This window comes from Gulbenkiania mobilis (assembly GCA_004346645.1).
Taxonomy (GTDB): Bacteria; Pseudomonadota; Gammaproteobacteria; order Burkholderiales; family Chromobacteriaceae; genus Gulbenkiania; species Gulbenkiania mobilis.
Genome location: SMDA01000004.1, coordinates 245,605 through 266,048, shown reverse-complemented (window position 1 = coordinate 266,048; position 20,444 = coordinate 245,605). Strand labels below are relative to the sequence as shown.

The 20,444-nt window shown below is 64.1% G+C and carries 19 protein-coding genes and 1 pseudogene; 9 read left to right on the top strand and 11 right to left on the bottom strand.

The annotated features are described in order from the left end of the window. The first annotated feature begins 14 nt into the window (after positions 1 to 14). Complete coding sequence (tal, locus tag EV669_RS08155; protein ID WP_055433438.1) at positions 15 to 1,073, top strand: transaldolase; 1,059 nt, start codon at positions 15 to 17, stop codon at positions 1,071 to 1,073. A 73-nt stretch (positions 1,074 to 1,146) separates the two neighbouring features. Here tal and EV669_RS08150 read toward each other — a convergent pair whose 3' ends face one another. Both EV669_RS08150 and EV669_RS08145 read right to left on the bottom strand, forming a co-directional pair. After that, complete coding sequence (locus EV669_RS08150; RefSeq protein WP_132098366.1) at positions 1,147 to 2,166, bottom strand: sodium:calcium antiporter; 1,020 nt, start codon at positions 2,164 to 2,166, stop codon at positions 1,147 to 1,149. A gap of 70 nt (positions 2,167 to 2,236) precedes the next feature. Then, positions 2,237 to 2,767, bottom strand: a complete 531-nt coding sequence (locus EV669_RS08145) for a hemerythrin domain-containing protein (RefSeq protein WP_054286290.1) — start codon at positions 2,765 to 2,767, stop codon at positions 2,237 to 2,239. Between EV669_RS08145 and EV669_RS14235 the strand changes: the two are divergent. Beyond that, positions 2,766 to 3,359, top strand: a pseudogene (locus tag EV669_RS14235) (GNAT family N-acetyltransferase); the annotation flags it as partial. The gene EV669_RS08145 and the pseudogene EV669_RS14235 overlap by 2 nt on opposite strands. Before the next feature lie 45 nt (positions 3,360 to 3,404). Further along, complete coding sequence (gene ampD, locus EV669_RS14230; RefSeq protein ID WP_318271388.1) at positions 3,405 to 3,968, top strand: 1,6-anhydro-N-acetylmuramyl-L-alanine amidase AmpD; 564 nt, start codon at positions 3,405 to 3,407, stop codon at positions 3,966 to 3,968. Between the two features lie 54 nt (positions 3,969 to 4,022). Here ampD and kup read toward each other — a convergent pair whose 3' ends face one another. The 3 genes from kup to EV669_RS08125 all read right to left on the bottom strand — a co-directional run bounded on the left by kup (position 4,023) and on the right by EV669_RS08125 (position 8,610). After that, positions 4,023 to 5,894 carry a low affinity potassium transporter Kup gene (gene kup, locus EV669_RS08135; RefSeq protein WP_054286288.1) on the bottom strand — a complete coding sequence of 624 codons (1,872 nt, stop codon included), beginning with the start codon at positions 5,892 to 5,894 and terminating at the stop codon, positions 4,023 to 4,025. A gap of 119 nt (positions 5,895 to 6,013) precedes the next feature. Then, the gene (locus EV669_RS08130) at positions 6,014 to 6,718 is read right to left on the bottom strand and encodes a phosphatase PAP2 family protein (RefSeq protein ID WP_132098364.1); all 705 of its coding nucleotides are present in this window, start codon (positions 6,716 to 6,718) and stop codon (positions 6,014 to 6,016) included. After that, the gene (locus EV669_RS08125; RefSeq protein WP_318271376.1) at positions 6,715 to 8,610 is read right to left on the bottom strand and encodes an LTA synthase family protein; all 1,896 of its coding nucleotides are present in this window, start codon (positions 8,608 to 8,610) and stop codon (positions 6,715 to 6,717) included. The genes EV669_RS08130 and EV669_RS08125 overlap by 4 nt, the downstream gene beginning before the upstream one ends. Positions 8,611 to 8,808: 198 nt before the next feature. Here EV669_RS08125 and EV669_RS08120 point away from each other — a divergent pair, with 198 nt between their 5' ends. Beyond that, entirely contained in the window at positions 8,809 to 10,515 is a 1,707-nt protein-coding gene (locus tag EV669_RS08120; protein WP_132098362.1) for a proline--tRNA ligase, read from the top strand. A 2-nt stretch (positions 10,516 to 10,517) separates the two neighbouring features. After that, positions 10,518 to 11,153, top strand: a complete 636-nt coding sequence (locus EV669_RS08115; protein WP_132098361.1) for a transglycosylase SLT domain-containing protein — start codon at positions 10,518 to 10,520, stop codon at positions 11,151 to 11,153. Between the two features lie 486 nt (positions 11,154 to 11,639). Here the strand turns inward: EV669_RS08115 and EV669_RS08110 are convergent, their stop codons facing one another. The 5 genes from EV669_RS08110 to EV669_RS08090 form a co-directional block, all read right to left on the bottom strand. After that, on the bottom strand, positions 11,640 to 12,137 hold the full coding sequence (locus tag EV669_RS08110) for a MarR family winged helix-turn-helix transcriptional regulator (protein ID WP_054286284.1): 498 nt from the start codon (positions 12,135 to 12,137) through the stop codon (positions 11,640 to 11,642). Positions 12,138 to 12,214: 77 nt separating this feature from the next. Beyond that, on the bottom strand, positions 12,215 to 12,733 hold the full coding sequence (locus EV669_RS08105) for an RDD family protein (protein ID WP_132098360.1): 519 nt from the start codon (positions 12,731 to 12,733) through the stop codon (positions 12,215 to 12,217). 19 nt (positions 12,734 to 12,752) lie between these two features. After that, complete coding sequence (locus EV669_RS08100; protein ID WP_054286282.1) at positions 12,753 to 13,133, bottom strand: DUF3106 domain-containing protein; 381 nt, start codon at positions 13,131 to 13,133, stop codon at positions 12,753 to 12,755. After that, the gene (locus EV669_RS08095; RefSeq protein ID WP_055433361.1) at positions 13,130 to 13,498 is read right to left on the bottom strand and encodes a DUF3619 family protein; all 369 of its coding nucleotides are present in this window, start codon (positions 13,496 to 13,498) and stop codon (positions 13,130 to 13,132) included. Before EV669_RS08095 ends, EV669_RS08100 begins: the two co-directional genes overlap by 4 nt. Further along, positions 13,495 to 14,061: an RNA polymerase sigma factor gene (locus EV669_RS08090; protein WP_054286280.1), complete on the bottom strand. Its 567-nt coding sequence runs from the start codon at positions 14,059 to 14,061 to the stop codon at positions 13,495 to 13,497. The genes EV669_RS08095 and EV669_RS08090 overlap by 4 nt, the downstream gene beginning before the upstream one ends. Positions 14,062 to 14,255: 194 nt before the next feature. Between EV669_RS08090 and ilvB the strand changes: the two genes are divergently transcribed. From ilvB to ilvC, 3 genes are read left to right on the top strand one after another with little or no spacing between them, the layout of a single operon-like run. Further along, positions 14,256 to 16,022, top strand: a complete 1,767-nt coding sequence (ilvB, locus tag EV669_RS08085; RefSeq protein ID WP_132098359.1) for a biosynthetic-type acetolactate synthase large subunit — start codon at positions 14,256 to 14,258, stop codon at positions 16,020 to 16,022. Positions 16,023 to 16,033: 11 nt separating this feature from the next. Next, positions 16,034 to 16,525 (top strand): acetolactate synthase small subunit, encoded by a 492-nt coding sequence (ilvN, locus tag EV669_RS08080; protein WP_132098358.1) that lies wholly within the window; start codon positions 16,034 to 16,036, stop codon positions 16,523 to 16,525. A 50-nt stretch (positions 16,526 to 16,575) separates the two neighbouring features. Beyond that, positions 16,576 to 17,592: a ketol-acid reductoisomerase gene (ilvC, locus tag EV669_RS08075; RefSeq protein WP_054286277.1), complete on the top strand. Its 1,017-nt coding sequence runs from the start codon at positions 16,576 to 16,578 to the stop codon at positions 17,590 to 17,592. A 64-nt stretch (positions 17,593 to 17,656) separates the two neighbouring features. Here the strand turns inward: ilvC and asd are convergent, their stop codons facing one another. After that, on the bottom strand, positions 17,657 to 18,496 hold the full coding sequence (gene asd, locus EV669_RS08070) for an archaetidylserine decarboxylase (RefSeq protein ID WP_055433359.1): 840 nt from the start codon (positions 18,494 to 18,496) through the stop codon (positions 17,657 to 17,659). A 181-nt stretch (positions 18,497 to 18,677) separates the two neighbouring features. Between asd and pssA the strand changes: the two genes are divergently transcribed. Next, positions 18,678 to 19,436: a CDP-diacylglycerol--serine O-phosphatidyltransferase gene (pssA, locus tag EV669_RS08065; protein ID WP_054286275.1), complete on the top strand. Its 759-nt coding sequence runs from the start codon at positions 18,678 to 18,680 to the stop codon at positions 19,434 to 19,436. Positions 19,437 to 20,444 lie beyond the last annotated feature (1,008 nt).

The window sequence follows — 20,444 nt, the reverse complement described above, 5'->3', positions numbered from 1 at the left end:
ATCCGTTGCTGATCATGAATCGCCTTCAAGCTGTCCGCGCCTTCGGCCAACGTATCTGGCTCGACAATCTTTCCCGCGATCTCATCGCTTCGGGGGCACTGACCCGTCTGTTCGAGGAGGACGGCATTGCCGGTGTCACCTCCAACCCCAGCATCTTCGAAAAGGCGATCCGCACCGACGCCCGCTACCGCGATGACTTGGCGGCCCTGCGTCTGCGTGCGCTGAATGCGGAACACACTTACGAATCGCTGGTGATCCGCGACATCCGTGATGCCTGCGACCTGCTGGCGCCGCAGTACCAGGCCAGCAACGGTGACGACGGCTACGTGAGCCTGGAAGTATCGCCGGCCCTGGCCCACGACGAGGCTGGTACGGTGGCGGCCGCCCGCCGGCTGTGGGCGGCCGTGGGGCGCCCCAACGCGATGATCAAGGTGCCCGCCACGCCGGCCGGTATCGGCGCGCTGGCCACGCTGACGCGCGAGGGCATCAACGTCAACATCACCCTCATCTTCAGCCTGCGCCAGCTGGATAACGTGTGGGACGCCTACCTGGCAGGGCTGGCAGCCCGTTACGGTGATGGTGAGCCGGTGGGGCATGTCAAAGCGGTGGCCAGCTTCTTCCTGTCACGCATCGACAATGCGGTGGATGGCCGAGTACCGCCCCCGGTGCGGGGCCGTGTGGCGGTGGCGCTGGCCAAGCTGGCCTATGCGCGCTATCGCGAGCGCTTTCATGGAGAGGGGTTTGCCAAGCTGCGCCGTGCCGGTGCCCGGCCACAGTACCTGCTGTGGGCCTCCACCGGCACCAAGAACCCGGACTACTCCGACGTGCTGTACGTAGAGAGCCTCATCGGCCCCGAAACCATCAATACCGTGCCGGACGCCACGCTGGCAGCGTTCCGCGACCACGGCGTCGCGGCCCCCACGCTGGAGTCCGGCCTGGAAGATGCGCGCAACGTCATCCGTACCGCCGGGGAAGCCGGAGTGGACTTGGCCGAAGTGGGCGAGATGCTGCAGCAGGACGGCCTGCGCCAGTTCGACGATGCCTTCGCCAAGCTGATGGCCCTGACCGGCTGAGACCGGTCGTTACCGGGAAACGCAACAGGACGCCGCGGCGTCCTGTCTTTTTTGGGCCGGCCGAAGAGTGCCGTTAGAGGGAGAGCGCCAGCACCAGATAGCCGGCATAGAGCGCGCCGTTCACCATCAGGTGCCAGACCCGGATGCCGCCCTTGCGGGTGACGGTGATGCGTAGCCACAGCGCGGCCGCCAGCGTGAAGGTGAGGCCGGCGAGTACTTCGGCGCGCAGGGTCCACGGGGTAAGGGCAATACCGATCGCGGGCAGCAGCGTGCCCTGGAACACCATGGCGCCCGTAATGTTGCCGAAGGCGAGGGTGTCCTTGCCCTTACGCACCCACAGGATGGAGTTGATCTTCTCCGGCAGTTCGGTGGCGATCGGAATGATCATCAGCGACAACAGCAGCGGGGTGATGCCCAGAAGGCGTGAGGCGTCCTCCACCCCATGGATGAAGCCCTTGGCGCCCGCCACCAGCAGGCCCAGACCGATGGCGATCTGGACCAGGATGGTCGCCAGACTGACCTTCAGCCCCAGTTTCTGCAGGAACATTTCCCCCTCGGCCTCGGTGGCATGGCCTTGGTCCACCAGGTGCGACGACGCGCGCAGCGTCAGCAGGATGTAAAAGAAATACAGCAGTACCAGCACGCCGCTGATGACTGCCCGCAGCGCTTCCAGACCCCCTTCATGCGGGATGAACATCGCCAGCGCCGACAGGGTATACGCGCACAGGAAGAAGTTGATGTCACGCAGGAAGCCGCTGCGCTCCGGACGGATATGCCCGGTGTGACCGCGTGCGCGCAGGACTGAAAGGCCCATCAGTGAGGTGGACAGCGTGGCCAGCATCAGGGGGGCGCCGAGGATGGCGCCCACACCGATCTCATGGTTGACGCTGGCGTTGGCGGTACCGCCCATGATGGCCAGGATCGGCACCAGAGTTTCGGGCAGTGCCGTGCCGACGGCGGCAAAGACCGAGCCGGTGACCCCCTCGGAAATGTTGAGCTTCTGGCCCAAGTGTTCCAGCGCATTGGTGAAGATTTCGGCAGCGACCAGGATCACCACCAGCATCAGGAAGAGTTCGCCGAACGTATAAAGCATGTCAGAGCCACGAAAAGCAAAGAGGGCATTGTAGCCCTCCTGAATGACGCCGGCACGGATGCCGGTCGGGTCAGGCGTGCGGTGCCTGGCGCCGCGCGGCCATCCTGTGTCCGGCTGCGCGCTTCTCCTCGTCGGTGAGCACAGTGGCCGCGATCGGGATCATCCATGCCTCCTCAATGGCGGCATGCTCGCGGTAGAGCCGGGTGAACTCGGCCACCTCGATCCGGCTGATGGCGGAGATGTCGCCATTCTTCAGGGCCAGCAACTCGTCACGGATGGCGTTCCAGCGCGAATGCAGGTAACCGTGCTCGCCGGAGAGCTGCTCCAGCTTCGGCGCCGCATCCGGCACCCGCGCCAGCAGGATCGGGAAGAGCTCCTCCTCCTCGTCCAGGTGATGGGCCGGGCCGGCCTGGTCGAAATAGCGCACCACGCCGTCGATGGTGGTTCGCACCGCATCGTTCACGCCGTGCTCGGCAATATAGGTGGGCAGGCGTTCCAGCTGGGTGCAGAACTGGCGGATCTTGTCGTGGCAGGCCACCAGCATCTCCAGCGGTTCGTCGAAACTCGGGCCGGGCCGGTTCAGGGCGTCCAGGGTCAGCATGGGGGCTCTCCTTTCGGATGTCGGGATTTGTAAGCGGCCAGTCTGCCAAAACCCGGAGGTTTGTCACCATGACGATGCTCAAGTTGTGGTGGATGGGGCAGGGGGCGACCGCAGTGCGGCTTTTGGGCTACAGTGTCGGCCTTGCCGTGAGGAGAAGGTTGCCATGTCCCTGCCGTTTGCCATCCGACCGCTGCGCCCTGCTGAGCCGGCCACTGCTATGGCCGTCTGGGCGTTGCACGAGGCTGCCCACCGACAGGAGGAGGGCTGGCTGGGCCAGCCGCTGCCGCGCCCCTGGGCGGACAGCATGGCGCTGGCGCGCGAGACCCGGCAGCTCTTGGGCGCCTTCGACGCTGAGGGGGTGCTGACGGGCCTGCTGCTGGCTGAAGTGGGCGCGCGCGGGCCTCATATCGCCCGGCTGGCGGTCGATCCGGCCCGGCAAGGGGAGGGTTGGGGGCGGCGTCTCGTCAATCATCTGGTCGCCGCTGCCCACGAGGTCACCGTGGATACTGCTTCGGCCAACCTTGCGGCGCTGGCGGTCTACCGGCGCGCAGGCTTCCACGAGACCGGGCGCCACCTGCTGCCCCAGGGCCTGGAACTGGTGCATCTGTGCTACCGCCGGGACCGGCAGGGGCAGCACCTGCCGCTGCTCGCGCTCGACGGTGATGGCTGGGTCAGCGGTGCCCGCCACCTGCTATCTCCAAACTGCGACGACTTCCCCGATGGCAGCCTGCCCACGCTGCTGATCGTCCACAACATCAGCCTGCCGCCCTCGCGCTACGGTGGGGATGCGGTGGAACGGCTCTTCACCAACCGGCTGGATCCGCAGGCCCATCCTTACTTCGCCGCCATTTCGCACCTGAGGGTGTCCTCGCACTTCTTCATCCGGCGCGACGGTACCCTGGTGCAGTGTGTGCCGGTACGGCGCCGGGCCTGGCATGCCGGCGTGTCTTGTTTTGGCGGGCGCGAGCGCTGCAACGACTTTGCGCTGGGCGTGGAGATGGAAGGGTGCGACTTCGAGCCCTTCACCGAGGCCCAGTACTGCATGCTGGCACGGCTGGGGACCTTGCTGCGCCGGGCGTTGCCCTTGGCGGCGATTACCGGGCACGAGCACGTGGCACCTGGGCGCAAGACCGACCCGGGTCCGTTCTTCGACTGGAAGCGGGCCGCACACGACACCGGACTGCCGTTTGTTGCTGCCTAGCCGGCCATGAAAAACCCGCCGGCTGCGGCGGGTTTTTGGGTCTAGTGTCAGGGATCAGAGTTCGATCTGCGCCCCCAGCTCCACCACCCGGTTGGTGGGGATCTGGAAGAAGTCGGTGGCGCGCAGTGCGTTTTTGCTCATCCATACGTAGATCTTCTCGCGCCAGCGTGCCATGCCTGGCCGGTCGGTGGAGATCAGCGTTTCGCGGGAGAGGAAGAACGAGCTGTCCATCAGGTCGAATGGCAGATCCTGCCGGGCGCAGGCCTCAAGGATCTGGTGGGCATCCGGTGTCTCCTTGAAACCGTAGAAGGCTTCCACCTGCCAGAACGACTGCGACAGACGCGAAATCTTCACCCGCTTCTCCTCCGGCACATAAGGCTCGTCCAAGGTGCGGATCGTCATCATCACCACCCGTTCGTGCAGCACCTTGTTGTGCTTGAGATTGTGCAGCAGCGCGTGCGGCACGCCCTTGAGGGTGCTGGTGAGGAAGATGGCGGTGCCTTCCACGCGGGTGGGAGGGTAGGCTTCCAGCCCTTCGACGAAACCCTCCAGCGGGATGGCCTGTTCGTTCAGGCGCTCGATCAGCAGTTCGCGGCCACGCTTCCAGGTCGTCATCAGGAAGAACATCAGCAGGCCGATCAGCAGTGGCAGCCAGCCGCCATGGGTGAGCTTGAGGGCATTGGAGGCGAACAGCGGTACGTCGATCAGCAGCATCGCGGCCATCAGCGGGAACACCAGCGCCGACGGCCAGCGCCAGTTGCGCCGGGCCACGGTGGTGGAGAGGATGGTGGTGATGACCATGGTGCCCGTGACGGCGATGCCGTAGGCGGCGGCCAGGTTAGTGGAGCTCTGGAAGGTCAGCACCACCACGATCACGGCGATGAGCAGCATCCAGTTCACGATCGGCACATAGATCTGTCCGATCTCACGGTCCGAGGTGTGACAGATGGTCATTCGCGGCATGTAGCCGAGCTGCACGGCCTGGCGGGTGAGCGAGAACACACCCGAGATTACCGCCTGCGAAGCGATGACGGTGGCCAGCGTGGACAGGATCACCAGCGGGAATACGGCCCAGTCCGGCGCCAGATGGAAGAAGGGGTTCTCCACCGCCTCGGGTTCGTTGAGCAGCAGGGCGCCCTGGCCGAAGTAATTCAGCAGCAGCGCCGGCAGCACGAACCAGAACCAGGCCAGGCGGATTGGCTTGCGACCGAAGTGGCCCATGTCGGCGTACAGCGCTTCGGCGCCGGTGATGGCCAGCACCACCGAGCCGAGGGTCAGGAAGGTCAGCCAGGGATGCTGCGCAGTGAACTGGATGGCGTGCATCGGGCTGACCGCGGCCAGCACCGATGGGTTGCGCACGATCTCGGCCACCCCCAGCGCGCCCAGCGTCAAAAACCACACTACCATCACCGGCCCGAACAGCTTGCCTACGCTGGCTGTGCCGTGCTTCTGGATGAGGAACAGCCCGGCCAGCACGATGATCGCCAGCGGCAGTACATAGGGTTCCAGGGCCGGTGTCACCACTTCCAGACCCTCGATGGCGGAGAGCACTGATACCGCCGGCGTGATCACCACCTCGCCATAGAAAAAGCCGCCGCCCAGCAGCCCCAGGATCATCAGGGGCAGCGCGCGCTTGCCGTTGATATGCCGGCGCGCGAGGGTCATCAACGTCAGGATGCCGCCTTCGCCGTGGTTGTCGGCGCGCAGCACAAAGGAGAGGTACTTCAGCGACACCACCAGGATCAGTTCCCAGAAGATCAGCGACAGCACGCCCAGCACGTTGGCCGAAGTGAGGGGCAGCTCCAGATGGCCGCCGAAACACTCCTTGAGAGTATAGAGCGGGCTGGTGCCGATATCGCCGTAGACCACGCCAAGCGCGGCAAGGGTTATGCCGCCCAGCGCCTGTTTTCCGGAAACCTGGGTCATGGGAAATTTCTTGATTGGGTTGTTCTTCGGCTGCGCGTGGCGCCCGGACGGGCTTGGGCCCGGCGCGGCCAACGAGCGCGAAGCTTACTCCTCCCCACGGTGGGAGGCAAAGCCGCGCTCTAGGCGGACTCTGCCTTGGCGCGCAGGTGTCGGGGCTGCGCCACACCGGGGGCATGGGGCGGCCACACGAGGTAAAGCAGCACGCAGACCGCCCACACCACCCATGCACTCCATAGGTTGTGCGACAGGAAGTGGGCGCCGCGCATCATCTGGCCCCAGCCCATGACCATGCCAGTCAGCAAGCCCAGTGCCTGTACCGCGACGGCCGCGAGCGGACGGTGCGGCCAGAGCAGGAAAAAACCTGCCATCAGCGCGAAGCCGCCCGAGGCATGGCCGCCAGGAAAGCAGCGGCCGGGTCCGGGGTTGGCCGAAGCGGCCTCGAAGAGGCCGAATGGGTGTGCTTGCCCGCCGTAACCGACCAGATCCCAAGGGCAGGAATGCTGGCTGGCGGCCTTGAGAAGGGAAACGGCGAGCGTGGAGAGTGCCATGGCCAAGGCCAGCCACAGCCACTGCCGCTGGCGGCGCCAAGTACCGTACACGCCAGCGGCCAGCGCCAGAAAAATGCACAGGTACTTGGCCAGGTGATGGTTGTACCGGTCCAGCCAGGCCGCGTCCTGCAGCGGAAAGCGCTGCAGGCGCGTATCAAAGTAAGGGGCGAGCGCAGCCGCATCCAGACGGCCATCACGGAAGAGGCCGTACAGCAACGCGGCAGACAAGGCCAGCAGCATGCCTTGCCACAAAACCAGCCGCAGGCGAGGACTCATCGGCCCGGTGCCTTCATCAGTCCCTGACGGAAGGCTTGCGAGGCGCCCTGGTAATAAGCGATCGCATCCTCCAGCAGGGCTTCGTCGCCGGCGGACGGGGCGTTGCGCACTTCGCCGGTGTCGAGGTTGATCACGGCCTGCACGGCGCTGTGCCCTTTGGGCTCCAGGATGGCCAGACGGTCGGGCCGCAGCAGGCCCAGCGCCTGATAGGTGGAGATGAAGGCCCGGTCCTGCTCGGGCGCGCGTGCGAACACGTCCTGGCCGATGAAGCGGCTGGTGTAGGAAAAGTTCAGCAGGCCAAAGAGCGTAGGGGCCACGTCGATCTGGCTCATCAGGCGGTCCACCCGTGCCGGTGCCACATTGCCTGGCGACCAGACGATCAGCGGGATGTGGTAACGGTTGACCGGCAGGTCGGTCTTGCCGGCACTGGAGGCCTGATGGTCGGCCACGATCACGAACACCGTGTCGGCAAACCAGGGATGGCTGCGGGCGCGACGCACGAAGTCGCCGATAGCCCAGTCGGTGTAGGCCACCGCGGCGTCACGGTCCCCCTGGGGACGGTTGACGCGGCCGGTGGGGAAGGTGAACGGCCGATGGTTGCTGGTGGTCATCAGATGGGCGAAGAACGGCTTGCCGGACTGATGGATACTGTCGAACTCGCGCAGACCCAGTGTGAACAGGTCTTCGTCGGCCACACCCCACACGTTCTCGGCGTGGATGTCCTTGCTGTCGATTGCCAGGCGGTCCTTCACGGTGTAGCCGTTGGCCGAAAAGTAGGCATTCATATTGTCGAAGTAGCCGTAGCCGCCGTAGAGGTAGCGGCTTTCATAGCCGCGCTCGTTGAACACGGTGGCCATGGTGAACAGCCCTTCGTTACCCGGGCGGCGCACGATGCTCTGCCCGGGCGTGGGCGGGGCTGCCAGCGACAGGGCTTCCAGCCCCCGCACAGTGCGCGTGCCCGTGGCATACATGCGGCTGAAGAAGAGACCGTCCTGCGCCATGTGGTCAAGGTTGGGTGTCAGACCCTGCTTGTTTCCGAATACACCCATGAAGTCGGACGACAGGCTCTCCACCGAGATCAGGACCACGTTCAGGTGCTTTTCCGGTCCGGTATGGCGGATGCGGCGTGTCAGGTCATAAGGGTTGCTACTCACGAAGCTGGCCTCCGGCGTGGCCACCAGGGCGCGCAGGCGGCGCATGGCAGCCTCGGCCGGCAGCGTGCGGTAGAAGCGGGCGTAATCGAGCTCGTTGTTGCGGTACGCAGCAAAGAAACTGTAGATGCCGTTGCCAGACAGCTCGTTGACGTAATGGTTGGCCGAAAGGTCCTTGCTGTCGCCGCTCAGGGTCGCGCAGCTAGCCAGCGTCACCACCGAGAAACCGGCCACCACCCCCAGACGCGAGCGGTCGGACAGTACCCCCAGCCGCAGGCGGCGGGTAGCCCAGACGCCCAGCGCGGCCAATGCACCGACACCGGCCAGCAGCGGCCCCACCGGGTACGATTCGCGGATGTTGCCGATTACCTCGTGGGTGTAGACCAGGTAGTCCACCGCGATGAAGTTGAAGCGGCTGCCGAACTCCTGCCAGAACAGCCACTCGGCCAGCGCCACGAACACCAATCCTGCCAGCGTCAGCCAGCGTACCGCGAGCCCCAGTGTTGCAAAGGTGCGGTTAGTCCGCCAACGCATCGGAAACAGCGTCAGCCACAGGACATACGGCAGGGCCACGTAGGCGGCGGTCACGAGGTCATACCCCACCCCCACCGCCAGCGCTTCCAGCCAACCGCCGGGGCCAGGCATGGCGTTGCCCAGCGACACGCCGAGCGCGATGCGGGTCATGGTGGAGAGCGCCAGAAACACGGGCACCAGCCAGCCGAGGAAGGCATAACGTTGCATAGAGGGAGCCATAGCTCATTCGCACCTGCGGGTTGTATGGCCGCCATCGTCCTGCCGTCTGCTTAACGCTGCCTTAAGGCCGTTGACGGCCATCGGACCGGAAGTGGCCTCTGCCCCGGTGCGGCGGTTTTCCGCCAACCGGCAAACGGGCTAGAATGCGACATCTCCAAGTGACCGGATTTCAAGGATCTTCTGCCCATGCGCGCTTCCCAGTTCTTCATTTCCACCCTGAAAGAGGCCCCCGCCGATGCGGAAATCGTCAGCCAGAAGCTGATGCTGCGTGCCGGCTTCATCCGCAAGGTCGCTGCCGGCGTCTATACCTGGATGCCAATGGGTCTGCGCACGCTGCGCAAGGTGGAGACCATCGTGCGCGAGGAAATGGACCGCGCCGGCGCCATCGAACTGACGATGCCGGTGGTGCAGCCGGCCGGACTGTGGCAGGAAACCGGACGCTGGGACAAGATGGGCGAGGAGCTGCTGCGCTTCAAGGATCGCCACGAGCGCGACTTCGTGATCCAGCCCACCTCCGAGGAAGTGATCACCGACATCGCCCGCAACGAGCTGAAAAGCTACCGGGCCCTGCCGAAGAACTTCTACCAGATCCAGACCAAGTTCCGCGACGAACGCCGTCCGCGCTTCGGCGTGATGCGTGGCCGCGAGTTCGTGATGAAGGATGCCTATTCCTTCGACCGTGACATGGAGGCGGCGGGCAAGAGCTACGACAACATGTACCGTGCCTACTGCCGCATCTTCGACCGGCTGGGCCTGACCTACCGCGCGGTGGCGGCCGATACCGGCGCCATCGGCGGTGACCGCTCGCACGAGTTCCAGGTGATCGCCGACACTGGTGAGGACGCCATCGTCTACTGTCCGCAGTCCGATTACGCCGCCAACATCGAGCTGGCCGAAGCGCTGGCGCCGGAAGGCGAGCGGCCGGCTCCGGGCGCAACCATGCAGAAGGTGCACACCCCCCGCGTCAAGACCATCGCCGACCTGGTGGGCTTCCTCAAGATGGACATCCGGCAGACGGTGAAGGCTGTGGTGGTGGAAGGGGACGAGGCCCCGGTGCTGATGCTGGTGCGCGGAGACCACGAACTCAACGAGGTGAAGGCCGAGAAGATCGCCGGCATCAAGAAGCCGCTGACTTTTGCCTCCCCCGCTGCCATCCTCGCCGCCTTCGGTGCCAACCCAGGCTCGCTGGGGCCGGTCGGCTTCAAGGGGCGCATCATCGCCGACCGCACCGTCGCCAAGATGGCGGACATGGTGGTGGGCGCCAACGAGGACGATCACCACTACACCGGCGTCAATTTCGGGCGCGACTGCGCCGAGCCGGAGGTGGCCGATCTGCGCAATGTGGTGGAAGGCGACCCCAGCCCCTGCGGCAAGGGTGCGCTAGCGATCCAGCGTGGCATCGAGGTCGGTCATGTGTTCTATCTGGGGACCAAATACTCTGTCGCGATGAACGCTACCTTCCTGGACGAGGACGGTAAGCCCAAGCCGCTGGAAATGGGCTGCTACGGCATTGGCGTGACCCGCATCGTCGGCGCAGCCATCGAACAGAACCACGACACGCGCGGCATCATCTGGCCGGATGCAATCGCCCCGTTCGGCGTGGTGATCTGCCCGGTGGGCTACGACCGCTCCGAGGCGGTGCGTGCCACGGCAGACACGCTCTACCAAGGGTTGGCCGAACGTGGCATCGACGTCATCCTGGACGACCGTGGAGAGCGGCCAGGCGCGATGTTCGCCGACTGGGAGCTCATCGGCGTACCCCATCGCGTCACCATCGGCGAGCGCGGCCTCAAGGAAGGCAAGGTGGAATACCAATACCGCCGCGACGCCGAGGCCACCGACCTGCCCGCCGAAGGCGTGCTCGCGGCCGTGCTCGAACGGCTGGGCCGCTGAACATGAACCTCCTTGGGCGATGGCTGCTGTGCCTGGCCTTGGTGGCCGGGCCTGCCCATGCCGGTGCCCAGCGCGAGGAGGCGCTGTCGGCCAGCGTCGCCTCGGCGATGTCGCGCTCCCTGTCGGATGTGAATGCGCCCCGGCTGGTGTTCGCCAACCCCGCCGAAGGGCCGCTGTGGTTGGCCGAAATGTCGCGCCGGCTCGAGCGTCGCATTCCGGATGCGTGGTTCCGCACCCGCCTGCTCACCGCTGTGCAGTACGAGGCGGTGCGGGCTGGGCTGGACCCGCAACTGGTGCTGGGCCTGATCCAGGTGGAGTCGGGCTTTCGCAAGTATGCGATCAGCCCGGCCGGTGCTCGCGGCCTGATGCAGGTGATGCCCTTCTGGGTGCGCAGCATCGGTGCGGCCGACCACAACCTGTTCGATCTCTCCACCAACCTGCGCTATGGCTGCACCATCCTGCGCCATTACCTCGATATCGAGCACGGCAACCTGTCCCGGGCGCTGGGTCGCTACAACGGCAGCCTGGGGCGTGCGGAATACCCCAACCTCGTCATCGGTGCCTGGAAGCGTCAGTGGGACTGGGCGCCGCCGGCCGAAGTGCGTCTTGCCAGCACACTGCTTCCCATCCGTCAGTAAGGCTGGGCGGCCAGGGCCCTAGGGTTTTGGCTTGCTCTCCGACCTGACTCATGAGGCGCCTAGCTTCCCCTATGGCTGCCGCGCTCGGCGTCTTGCTCGCGGTACGCCCGGGCCGTTTTCTCCTTTCTCCTTTCCTGCGGTCTCTGTCGTGGGACAGCATTTCTGCGGTGGTTCGCCGCCACCGGGTGGCCAAAGCGTAAGACGCTTCCTTGCCGGCATCGGGCTGTGCGTGTCAAGCGTAGCAGAGCGGCTCAGCAGAGCCCGGCGGGACAACCCTTCCCGTATGCAGGGGTAGCGACAGGGGCAGGCAAGGGGCTGTGCGTAGAAGGGGCACACAGCGCGGACACGTATACCGTAGAGTGCGGCAATCGATACCGGCACAGAGCGGGGGACAGCAAGGGCGCGTTGGGCAGCACGGGTTACGCCCTGCTGGGGCACGAGCGCAGGGCTGCGTCCGTGTCCCACGCTCGCGCTTGGCGGCGTGGCTCAGTCTTCCTGGGCCAGCAGCAGCTTTTTCAGCAGCACGGCCAAGGTGGCGCGTTCGTCTTCGGTGAGCGGCTCGATCAGTTCGCGCTCGGCGGCCAGGTGGTTGCCCACGGCCTCCTCGATCACGGACAGCCCCTTCGGGGTCAGAGTGACGATCACGCCGCGGCGGTCGTAAGGATCCGGGGAGCGCAGCACTAGGCCGGCCTCTTCCAGCCGGTTGATGCGGTTGGTCAGCGCCCCCGAGGAGATCAGTACCATCCCCTGCAACTGGTTGGGAGAGAGCTGGTATGGTTCACCGCCCCGGCGCAGTGCGGCCAGAACGTCAAACTCCCCCACATTGAGATGATGGCGTGCAAGATCCTGCAGCACCCGGCGGGTGATGAAGTACTCCATGCGGGCGATACGGCCGACCACTTCGGTGGAGGAAGGGTCGAGGTCGGGACGAACTTCGCGCCACAGGGCGACGATGCGGTCAATCTGGTCTTGTGAAGCAGCCATGTAGGAACTCGGCGGGGGCGTTAGGGGGCGCGAAAAGCGTAACACGGTCCGGGGCCGCTTGCAGCCGCCATCAAGCTTCAGGCTGCTTTGGGCCGGCGCAGGGGAAGCAGGACCACGCGGGTACCGGCGAGCCGGTCGTGCAGGAACAGCCGCTCCGGGTCGATGAAGGCGGAGGCGATCGGCAGCAACCACCAGGCGAGCGCCGCACCCAGTGCCCTAGGCAGGCTGGACATCAGCGGTGCCCAGGCCAGATAAGCTACGGCCGGCACCCCCACGAACAAGGCCAAGGCCACCAGATAACGCAGCAGGGCATGCGGCCAGCGCAGCAGGATACCGTTGCGGTCCACCAGCTTGAGGCGCCAGGTCTTCATGCCCACCGTCTGGCCCGATTTCACCCAAGAAAGCCCCAGGTAGGCGAACAGCACCGCCGCCAGCAGCACCCGGAACAGGGTTTCGGTCAGCATGCCCGGCGGCAGCACGGCCTTGAGGGGGGTGAGCAGTGCGCTGCCTCCGAGGAGCACCGCGACCAGCAGAAGGAGTTCGTAGAACAGGCTGGCCATGCGACGGCCTACGCCCGGAATTACCAGTTCGGTCATAAGGGGAGCGCTCTCACTCTCAATGCGCGCCCGAGGCCGCATGCTTGGCCTTCAGCCGTTGCAGCGCCTGCTGGCGCTTTTCGGGGGGCATCGCCTGCAGCTTCTTCCAGTTGGCCCGCGCCTGCTCGCGCTGGGCTTGGGTCAGGTCGGCCCAAGGCTTGAGACGGGCCTGGATACGGGCCTGCTGGGCGGGTGTTAGCGAAGGATACTGGTGGGCAAGCTGAAGCAGGTGCTGCTTCTTCTGCGGCGAGTAGCGGTCCCACTCGTGTCCCAGTGGGGCCAGTACCTGCTGCTCAGCCGCTGAGAGCTGGTCCCAGCGCGGCGACGGCAGCGGCGTGGCGGCCCAGAGGTTGGCCGAAACCAGCAGCAGGAGGGCGACCAGCAGGCTGCGCAGCGTCATCGGTCCAGTCCTCCGAGCCCGGGGTCGAGGAAGGCTTCCAACGGCAGCTCGTGCGAAAGGAGCGCCACGTCGGCCGATTCCTCTTCTACGGACATCGACAGCCCGGCCCACAGGCCGATACTGGTTACCGCTGCCAGCGTCAGGGCCACGGTGCCACGGCGCAGGGCCTGGGTATGGTGAACACCCCATAGGGCCAGCTGCTCACGCCAGCCGGCAGGGGCCTCCTGCTGTTCGGTCAGGCGGGCCAGGGCCAGCTGCCGGGCGGCGGCCAGCTTGGAGGCGTGATGAGCGGGCAGACGCGTCACCTCGTGGTCGAGCGCGGTGCGGATGCTGCGGGGCAGGTTATCTTCAGGGTGCGGGGTCATAGCATCACTCCCTTCTGGGCGAGGATGGCGGCGAGCGTATGGGTGGCGCGCGAGCAGTGGGTCTTCACGCTGCCTTCGGAGCAGCCCATGGCCTGAGCAGTTTCGGCAACGTCCAGTCCTTCCCAGTAACGCAGCAGAAAGGCTTCCCGTTGACGCAAAGGCAAGAGCTGGATGGCTTCCTCGATCAGTGTGGCCACTTCCTTGCGGGCCAGCCAGCGCTCGGGGTTGCTGCTGTCCTCATTGGCCGGGACCTGCAGCATCTCCAGCGGAGCCGGGCTGTCGTCTTCCTCCTGCGCCGGTCTCAACGACGACCAGAGGGTGACGAAGAACTGCCGCACCTTCTGCCGGCGGTAGTAGTCCCGTATCGTGTTCTGAAGGATACGCTGGAAGAGGAGGGGCAACTCATGGGCGGGCGCGTGCGGATAGCGCTCGGCGAGCTTGAGCATGGCGTCCTGGACAATGTCGAGCGCGGAGGCTTCGTTCTGCACCGCATAGACCGCCTGCTTGAACGCACGTTTTTCTACCGACGCAAGAAAGTCGGACAAGTCCTTTCGGCTGGCCATCAAACGTAACCGGGTTAAACATCAACCCGAGATATTAGCAGAGCCGGGACAGGCGGAACAGCCAGTCCGCAAGCCGCTTTTTGCCTGAATTTTCAGGGTTTTTGCACCTGCACAAAACTGCTTGACCGTGCTTTCCAAGTTAGGCTAAGGTCGTTCGTCACAACGGGATGAAACTAACATTACAAGAGGCAAAGATGCAGATATCGGGCGCCGAGATCGTGGTCCGCTGCCTGCAGGAGGAGGGTGTCGAATTCGTATTCGGCTACCCCGGCGGCGCGGTTCTCGAAATTTATGATGCCATCTTCAGGCAGGATGCATTCAAGCACGTGCTGGTGCGGCACGAACAGGCGGCGGTGCATGCAGCCGATGCCTACTCTCGCTCCAGTGACAAGGTCGGCGTTGCCCTTGTCACCTCCGGTCCCGGCGCCACCAATGCCGTCACCGGCATTGCCACCGCCTACATGGACTCCATCCCGATGGTCGTCCTGTCCGGGCAGGTGTCCACCCCTGCGATCGGACTGGATGCCTTCCAGGAGGTGGACATGGTCGGGATCACCCGGCCGTGCGTGAAGCACAATTTCCTCGTCAAGGACGTTGCCGAGCTGGCCGACACCATCAAGAAGGCCTTTTACATCGCCAAGACCGGCCGGCCCGGCCCGGTGGTGGTGGACATCCCCAAAGATGTCACCCAAGCCCTGGCCGAATTCCGCTATCCGGAGAGCGTGCACATCCGTTCGTATGTGCCGGTAACGCGTGGCCATCCTGGCCAGATCAAGAAAGCCGTCAATCTGCTGCTTGAGGCCAAGCGGCCGTATGTGTACATCGGCGGCGGCGCGGTGCAAGGCAATGCGTCGGCCGAAGTGACCGAGTTCGTCCGCATGCTGGGCGTGCCCTGTACCAATACGCTGATGGGCCTGGGGGCCTACCCTGGCACCGACCGGCAGTTCCTCGGCATGCTGGGCATGCACGGCACCTACGAGGCCAACATGGCCATGCAATACTGCGACGTACTGGTCGCCGTGGGTGCCCGGTTCGATGACCGCGTGGTGAGCGTGCCCGAACACTTCCTGTCCCAGCCGAAGAAGATCATCCACATCGATGTCGATCCTTCGTCCATTGCCAAGCGTGTGAAGGTGGACGTACCCATCGTGGGCGATGTGAAGCACGTGCTGCGCGAAATGATCGATCTGTTGCGCCACCAAGGTACCGCCCCCAATCCGCAGCACCTGTCCGACTGGTGGGAGACGATCGAGAGCTGGCGCAAGCACGACTGTTTGCTCTATACCCCGTCCGATGCGCTGATCAAGCCGCAGTACGTGGTTCAGAAGCTGTACGAGATTACCGGTGGCAACGCCATCGTCACCTCCGACGTGGGTCAGCACCAGATGTGGGCGGCCCAGTACTACCGGTACAACCGGCCCAAGCAGTGGCTCAATTCCGGGGGGCTGGGTACCATGGGCTTCGGTCTGCCCGCGGCTATCGGCGCCCAGTTGGCCAATCCGGACGCGCAGGTCGCCTGCATCACCGGCGAAGGCTCGATCCAGATGAATATCCAGGAACTGTCGACCGCCAAGCAGTACCACACGCCGGTAAAGGTGGTGGCGCTCAACAACCTTTACCTGGGCATGGTGCGCCAGTGGCAGGAGTTCTTCTACGGCACCCGGTATTCCGAGTCCTACATGGATTCGCTGCCCGATTTCGTGAAGATTGCCGAAGCCTACGGTCATGTGGGGTTCAAGATCGAGAAACCGTCCGACGTCGAGCCCGTGCTGCGCGAGGCCTTTAGTCCGGCGCTCAAGGAGCGTCTGGTGTTCATGGACTTCCGTACCGACCAGTCCGAGAACGTGTTCCCGATGGTACAGAACGGCAAGGGCCTCGATCAGATGGACCTGCCGCCCCATATGCACAAGGTGCAGGGGGTACCTTTCGAGAACAACCGTGACTACGGCAACATGTGCTGAGGCGGGACGGTATGAGACACATTCTTTCGATTCTTCTGGAAAACGAAGCGGGCGCCCTGTCGCGCGTGGTGGGCCTGTTTTCGGCGCGCGGCTACAACATCGATTCCTTGACGGTGTCGACCACGGAAGACCCGACACTGTCGCGTATGACGATCGTCACGCATGGCTCGGAGGACGTAATCGAACAGATCACCAAGCAGCTCAACAAGCTGATCGAGGTGGTCAAGGTAATCGACCTCAACGAATCCGAACACATCGAACGCGAAATGATGCTGACCAAGGTCCGGGCCACCGGCAAGGACCGTGAAGAGATGAAGCGCATGGCTGACATCTTCCGTGGGCGCATCATCGACGTGACGGAAAAGACATACACCATCGAGCTGACCGGTACGAGCGACAAGCTCAACGCCTTTATCGAGGCGATTGACCGTACAGTGATCCTGGAAACGGTCCGTACCGGCGCATCCGGCATTGGCCGCGGTGAGCGGGTTCTGAAAATCTGATCAAACAACATGCCGGCGGGACGGGCCTGCCGGCAACTGGGGACAGCATAATGAAAGTTTTCTACGACAAGGACGCCGATCTTTCGATCATCAAGGACAAAAAGGTCACCATCGTGGGTTACGGCTCGCAAGGGCATGCCCATGCCCAGAACCTCAAGGATTCCGGCGTAAACGTGGTGGTGGGCCTGCGCAAGGATGGCGCTTCGTGGAAAAAGGCCGAGGCTGCCGGTCATGTGGTGCAGGAAGTGGGCGAGGCCGTGAAGGGCGCCGACGTAGTGATGATCCTGCTGCCTGACGAGTCGCAGCCGGACGTGTACCGCAGCGAGATCGCACCGAACATCAAGGAAGGCGCCGCGCTGGCGTTCGCGCATGGTTTCAACGTGCATTACAACCAGATCGTGCCGCGTGCCGATCTGGACGTGATCATGGTGGCTCCCAAGGGCCCGGGCCACACTGTGCGCTCCGAGTACGTGAAGGGTGGTGGTGTGCCGACGCTGATCGCGGTGTATCAGGACCGTTCGGGTCGCGCCCGCGACATCGCGCTGTCCTATGCTGCCGCCAATGGCGGTACCAAGGGCGGCGTGATCGAGACCAACTTCCGCGAAGAGACCGAGACCGACCTCTTCGGTGAACAGGCGGTACTGTGCGGTGGGGCGGTGGAACTGGTGAAGGCCGGTTTCGAAACCTTGGTCGAAGCCGGCTATGCGCCGGAAATGGCCTACTTTGAGTGCCTGCACGAGTTGAAACTGATCGTCGACCTGATGTACGAAGGTGGTATCGCCAACATGAATTACTCCATCTCCAACAACGCGGAGTATGGCGAATACGTGACCGGCCCGGAGGTGGTAACCGCTGCCACCAAGGAAGCCATGAAAAAGGCGCTGTACCGCATTCAGTCTGGCGAGTACGCCAAGATGTTCATCCTGGAAGGCAAGACCAACTATCCGAGCATGACCGCCCGCCGCCGTCTGACCGCCGATCACCCGATCGAGAAGGTAGGCGCCGAGCTGCGTGCAATGATGCCGTGGATTGCCAAGAACAAGCTGGTGGACCAGTCCAAGAACTGAGTGCGCACGCGTTGGAAATGTAAAAGCCGGGGGTCCCCGGCTTTTCTGCTTTTGACGCTACGCTTCAGTCGGCCATCGGTTCGCCCATGCGAACAGGACGTCCCGGTGCCCAGTCGGCATTGAATTGCAGCGGGCCGGGCGGGAAAAGCATTACCACGGTAGAGCCGAGCAGGAATCGGCCCATCTCCTCCCCCTTCTTCAGCGTGATGTTGCGGTCGCTGTAGTCCCAGTGCCGGATGCTGCCGCCGCGGGGTGGGTTGACCACACCGTGCCAAACGGTCTGCATGCTGCCGACGATGGTAGCCCCCACTAGCACCAGTACGAAGGGACCGTTGGCCGAATCGAATAGGCACACCACCCGCTCGTTGCGGGCGAAGAGGCTGTCCACGCCGCGTGCGGTAACCGGGTTGACCGAGTACAGCGTGCCAGGCACATAGCTCATCCGCAGCAGCCGGCCATCACAGGGCATGTGCACCCGGTGGTAGTCGCTGGGGCTCAGGTACAGCGTGGCGAAGAAACCGTGGTGGAAGGTGCGGGCCAGTTCTGCATCGCCGGCCAGCAGGGCGGTGGCTGTGTACGATTTACCCTTGGCTTGGAAGATCTGGCCGTCCTCGATCGGGCCGTACTGGCTGATGGCGCCATCCACCGGAGAAACAAGGCGGGTGTCGGCCAGAGGGCGGGCGCCTTCCTTGAGGGCACGGGTGAAGAAGTCGTTGAAGGTGGTGTAGGCGCTGGTGTCGCTGGACAGGGCCTCTTCCATCTTCACGCCATAGCGGGTGATGAAGCGGCGTATCATCCACTGCGTCATCGGGCCGCCGCGGTGGCGTGCGGCCAGACCGAAGAGGTGGGTGAGTTTCTGCTTGGGCAGCACATGCTGCAGCAGAACGAAAAGACGCTCGGACAAGGCGGCTCCTGCTTGCGGTCAAAAGAGAAATTATAGCGTATTCGCACTCTTGCGCCGGACGGGCCGCTGGCCTGGGAGGGTGCAAGGTTTGGCATGCCGGCTGGAGGCGAGCGCGCTACAATAGTCCGGTTATGGATTCGTCACGGCGCTGCGGCGCCGTTGTTGATTGCGAAGAACAACGATGCAGACTCTTGATCCGATCCGCCCTGAGCGGCGCACACTGCGCCGCCAAGGGGTGTACCTGCTGCCCAATCTGTTCACGCTGGCGGCGCTCTTTGCTGGCTTCTACGCCATTGTGCAGGGCATGAACAAGAACTTTGAATATGCCGCGGTGGCGATCTTCATCGCCATGATCCTGGATGGCATGGACGGCCGCGTTGCGCGGCTCACCCACAGCCAGAGCGCATTCGGGGCAGAGTTCGACAGTCTTTCCGACATGGTGAGCTTTGGTGTGGCGCCGGCTCTGGTGGCGTATGAGTGGATGCTCAACGGCTTGGGTAAGCTCGGGTGGATGGTGGCCTTCATCTATTGCGCGGGCGCAGCACTGCGTCTGGCGCGCTTCAATACCATGATCGGCATCGCCGACAAGCGGTGGTTCATCGGCATTCCCAGTCCGGCGGCCGCGGCCCTGGTGGCGGGGCTGGTGTGGATTTGCCACGAATACCGCTACAACGACCTGGACATTCTGCCTTGGGTGGCCTTGGGGTTCACCGCGTTCGCCGGGGTCTCCATGGTGACCAATGTGCGCTTCTGGAGCTTCAAGGAGCTGCACCTGCGCCGCAAGGTGCCATTCGTCACTCTGTTGCTGGTGGTGCTGGGCATTCTGCTGCTGGTCTCCAAGCCGCCGCTAGTGCTGTTCGGCTTTTTCGTCTGCTACGCGCTCTCCGGCTACCTGATGGCTTTGGCGCGCAAGCTGCGTCCTGCACGCCCCGCCGCGTAAGAGAAAGGCCCGGCACCGCCGGGCTTTTTCATGGCGTCCTGTGTAGCCCTACCTGTTATGGGCGAGTGTCTTCCCATCCACTGGCGTACGGTCTTGTGAGTCCGGAAGCATGGGGCCCCCTGGTTGGCCGAAGGCAGGCCATGCGGCGTCGTATGCTGGGCGAAGAGGCCTCTCCAGTACCTCAGTCTGCCTGGGGCCGCTCCTCCCGTCGTAGTCTCCACCCTTCTACGGACATTGATCAGCGCTGCGCGCTTCGCCCCTTCTGGCCCTGTCGCCGGGCTCCGCCTGCAAGGCACTGTTCGGTCTGTCTTGTGGAGCCTGCCGTTACCATCCTCATGACTGTTGGTCGTGTCGAGAAACTGCCATTGCCAAGGGCGTGGCGTCGGATGTGTCGCGTCCATTCTTTCCCCATACCGGACTACTAACCGTGCAGGGTGCTCATCGGGCCGCAAGACAGGGCCGCGTTCGCAGACACAGATGGCTTGCTGTCGGCATGCGGGGCGGATGGTCGTTGTCCCCGGTGCGATAGGGTGGACGGCTTGATGCTGCCGCCGTTAATGCTGCTGAGTACCGGCTGAGGTGGCCGAATCTCATTCCCCTATGGAGGGCAGGGCGCAGACCGCGCCCGCTGCCGGCGTAGTGCTTGTCTTGGGCCTGGATAAACTGAGGCGCCCTTGCCAGGAATATAGGCGCCTTGGGAGGCGGGTCCGGGCGTAAGGCTGAGGGTCCTCGCTCGATATGTCCGGTCGGTCTCAACACCCTAGCACGTTGGCCGAAGCTGCTCCCGCACGCATGTGCCAGGTGGTCGGGTGTGTTGAACCTTGCGCTGGCTTTCCCCGAAAGGGAGTTGACTGCCTAGGCGTTGATCTGGTGGAGGTGCCTAGCTGTCTGCTGCCCGCTGAAGGCAGCTGAGGTGATAAGCCTAGGCTGTTACATTTTGATGGTCTCTTCTATTTATTTTACAATTTGTCCAATATTTGCATTTTAGACACACCTGAGTGGGGGGTG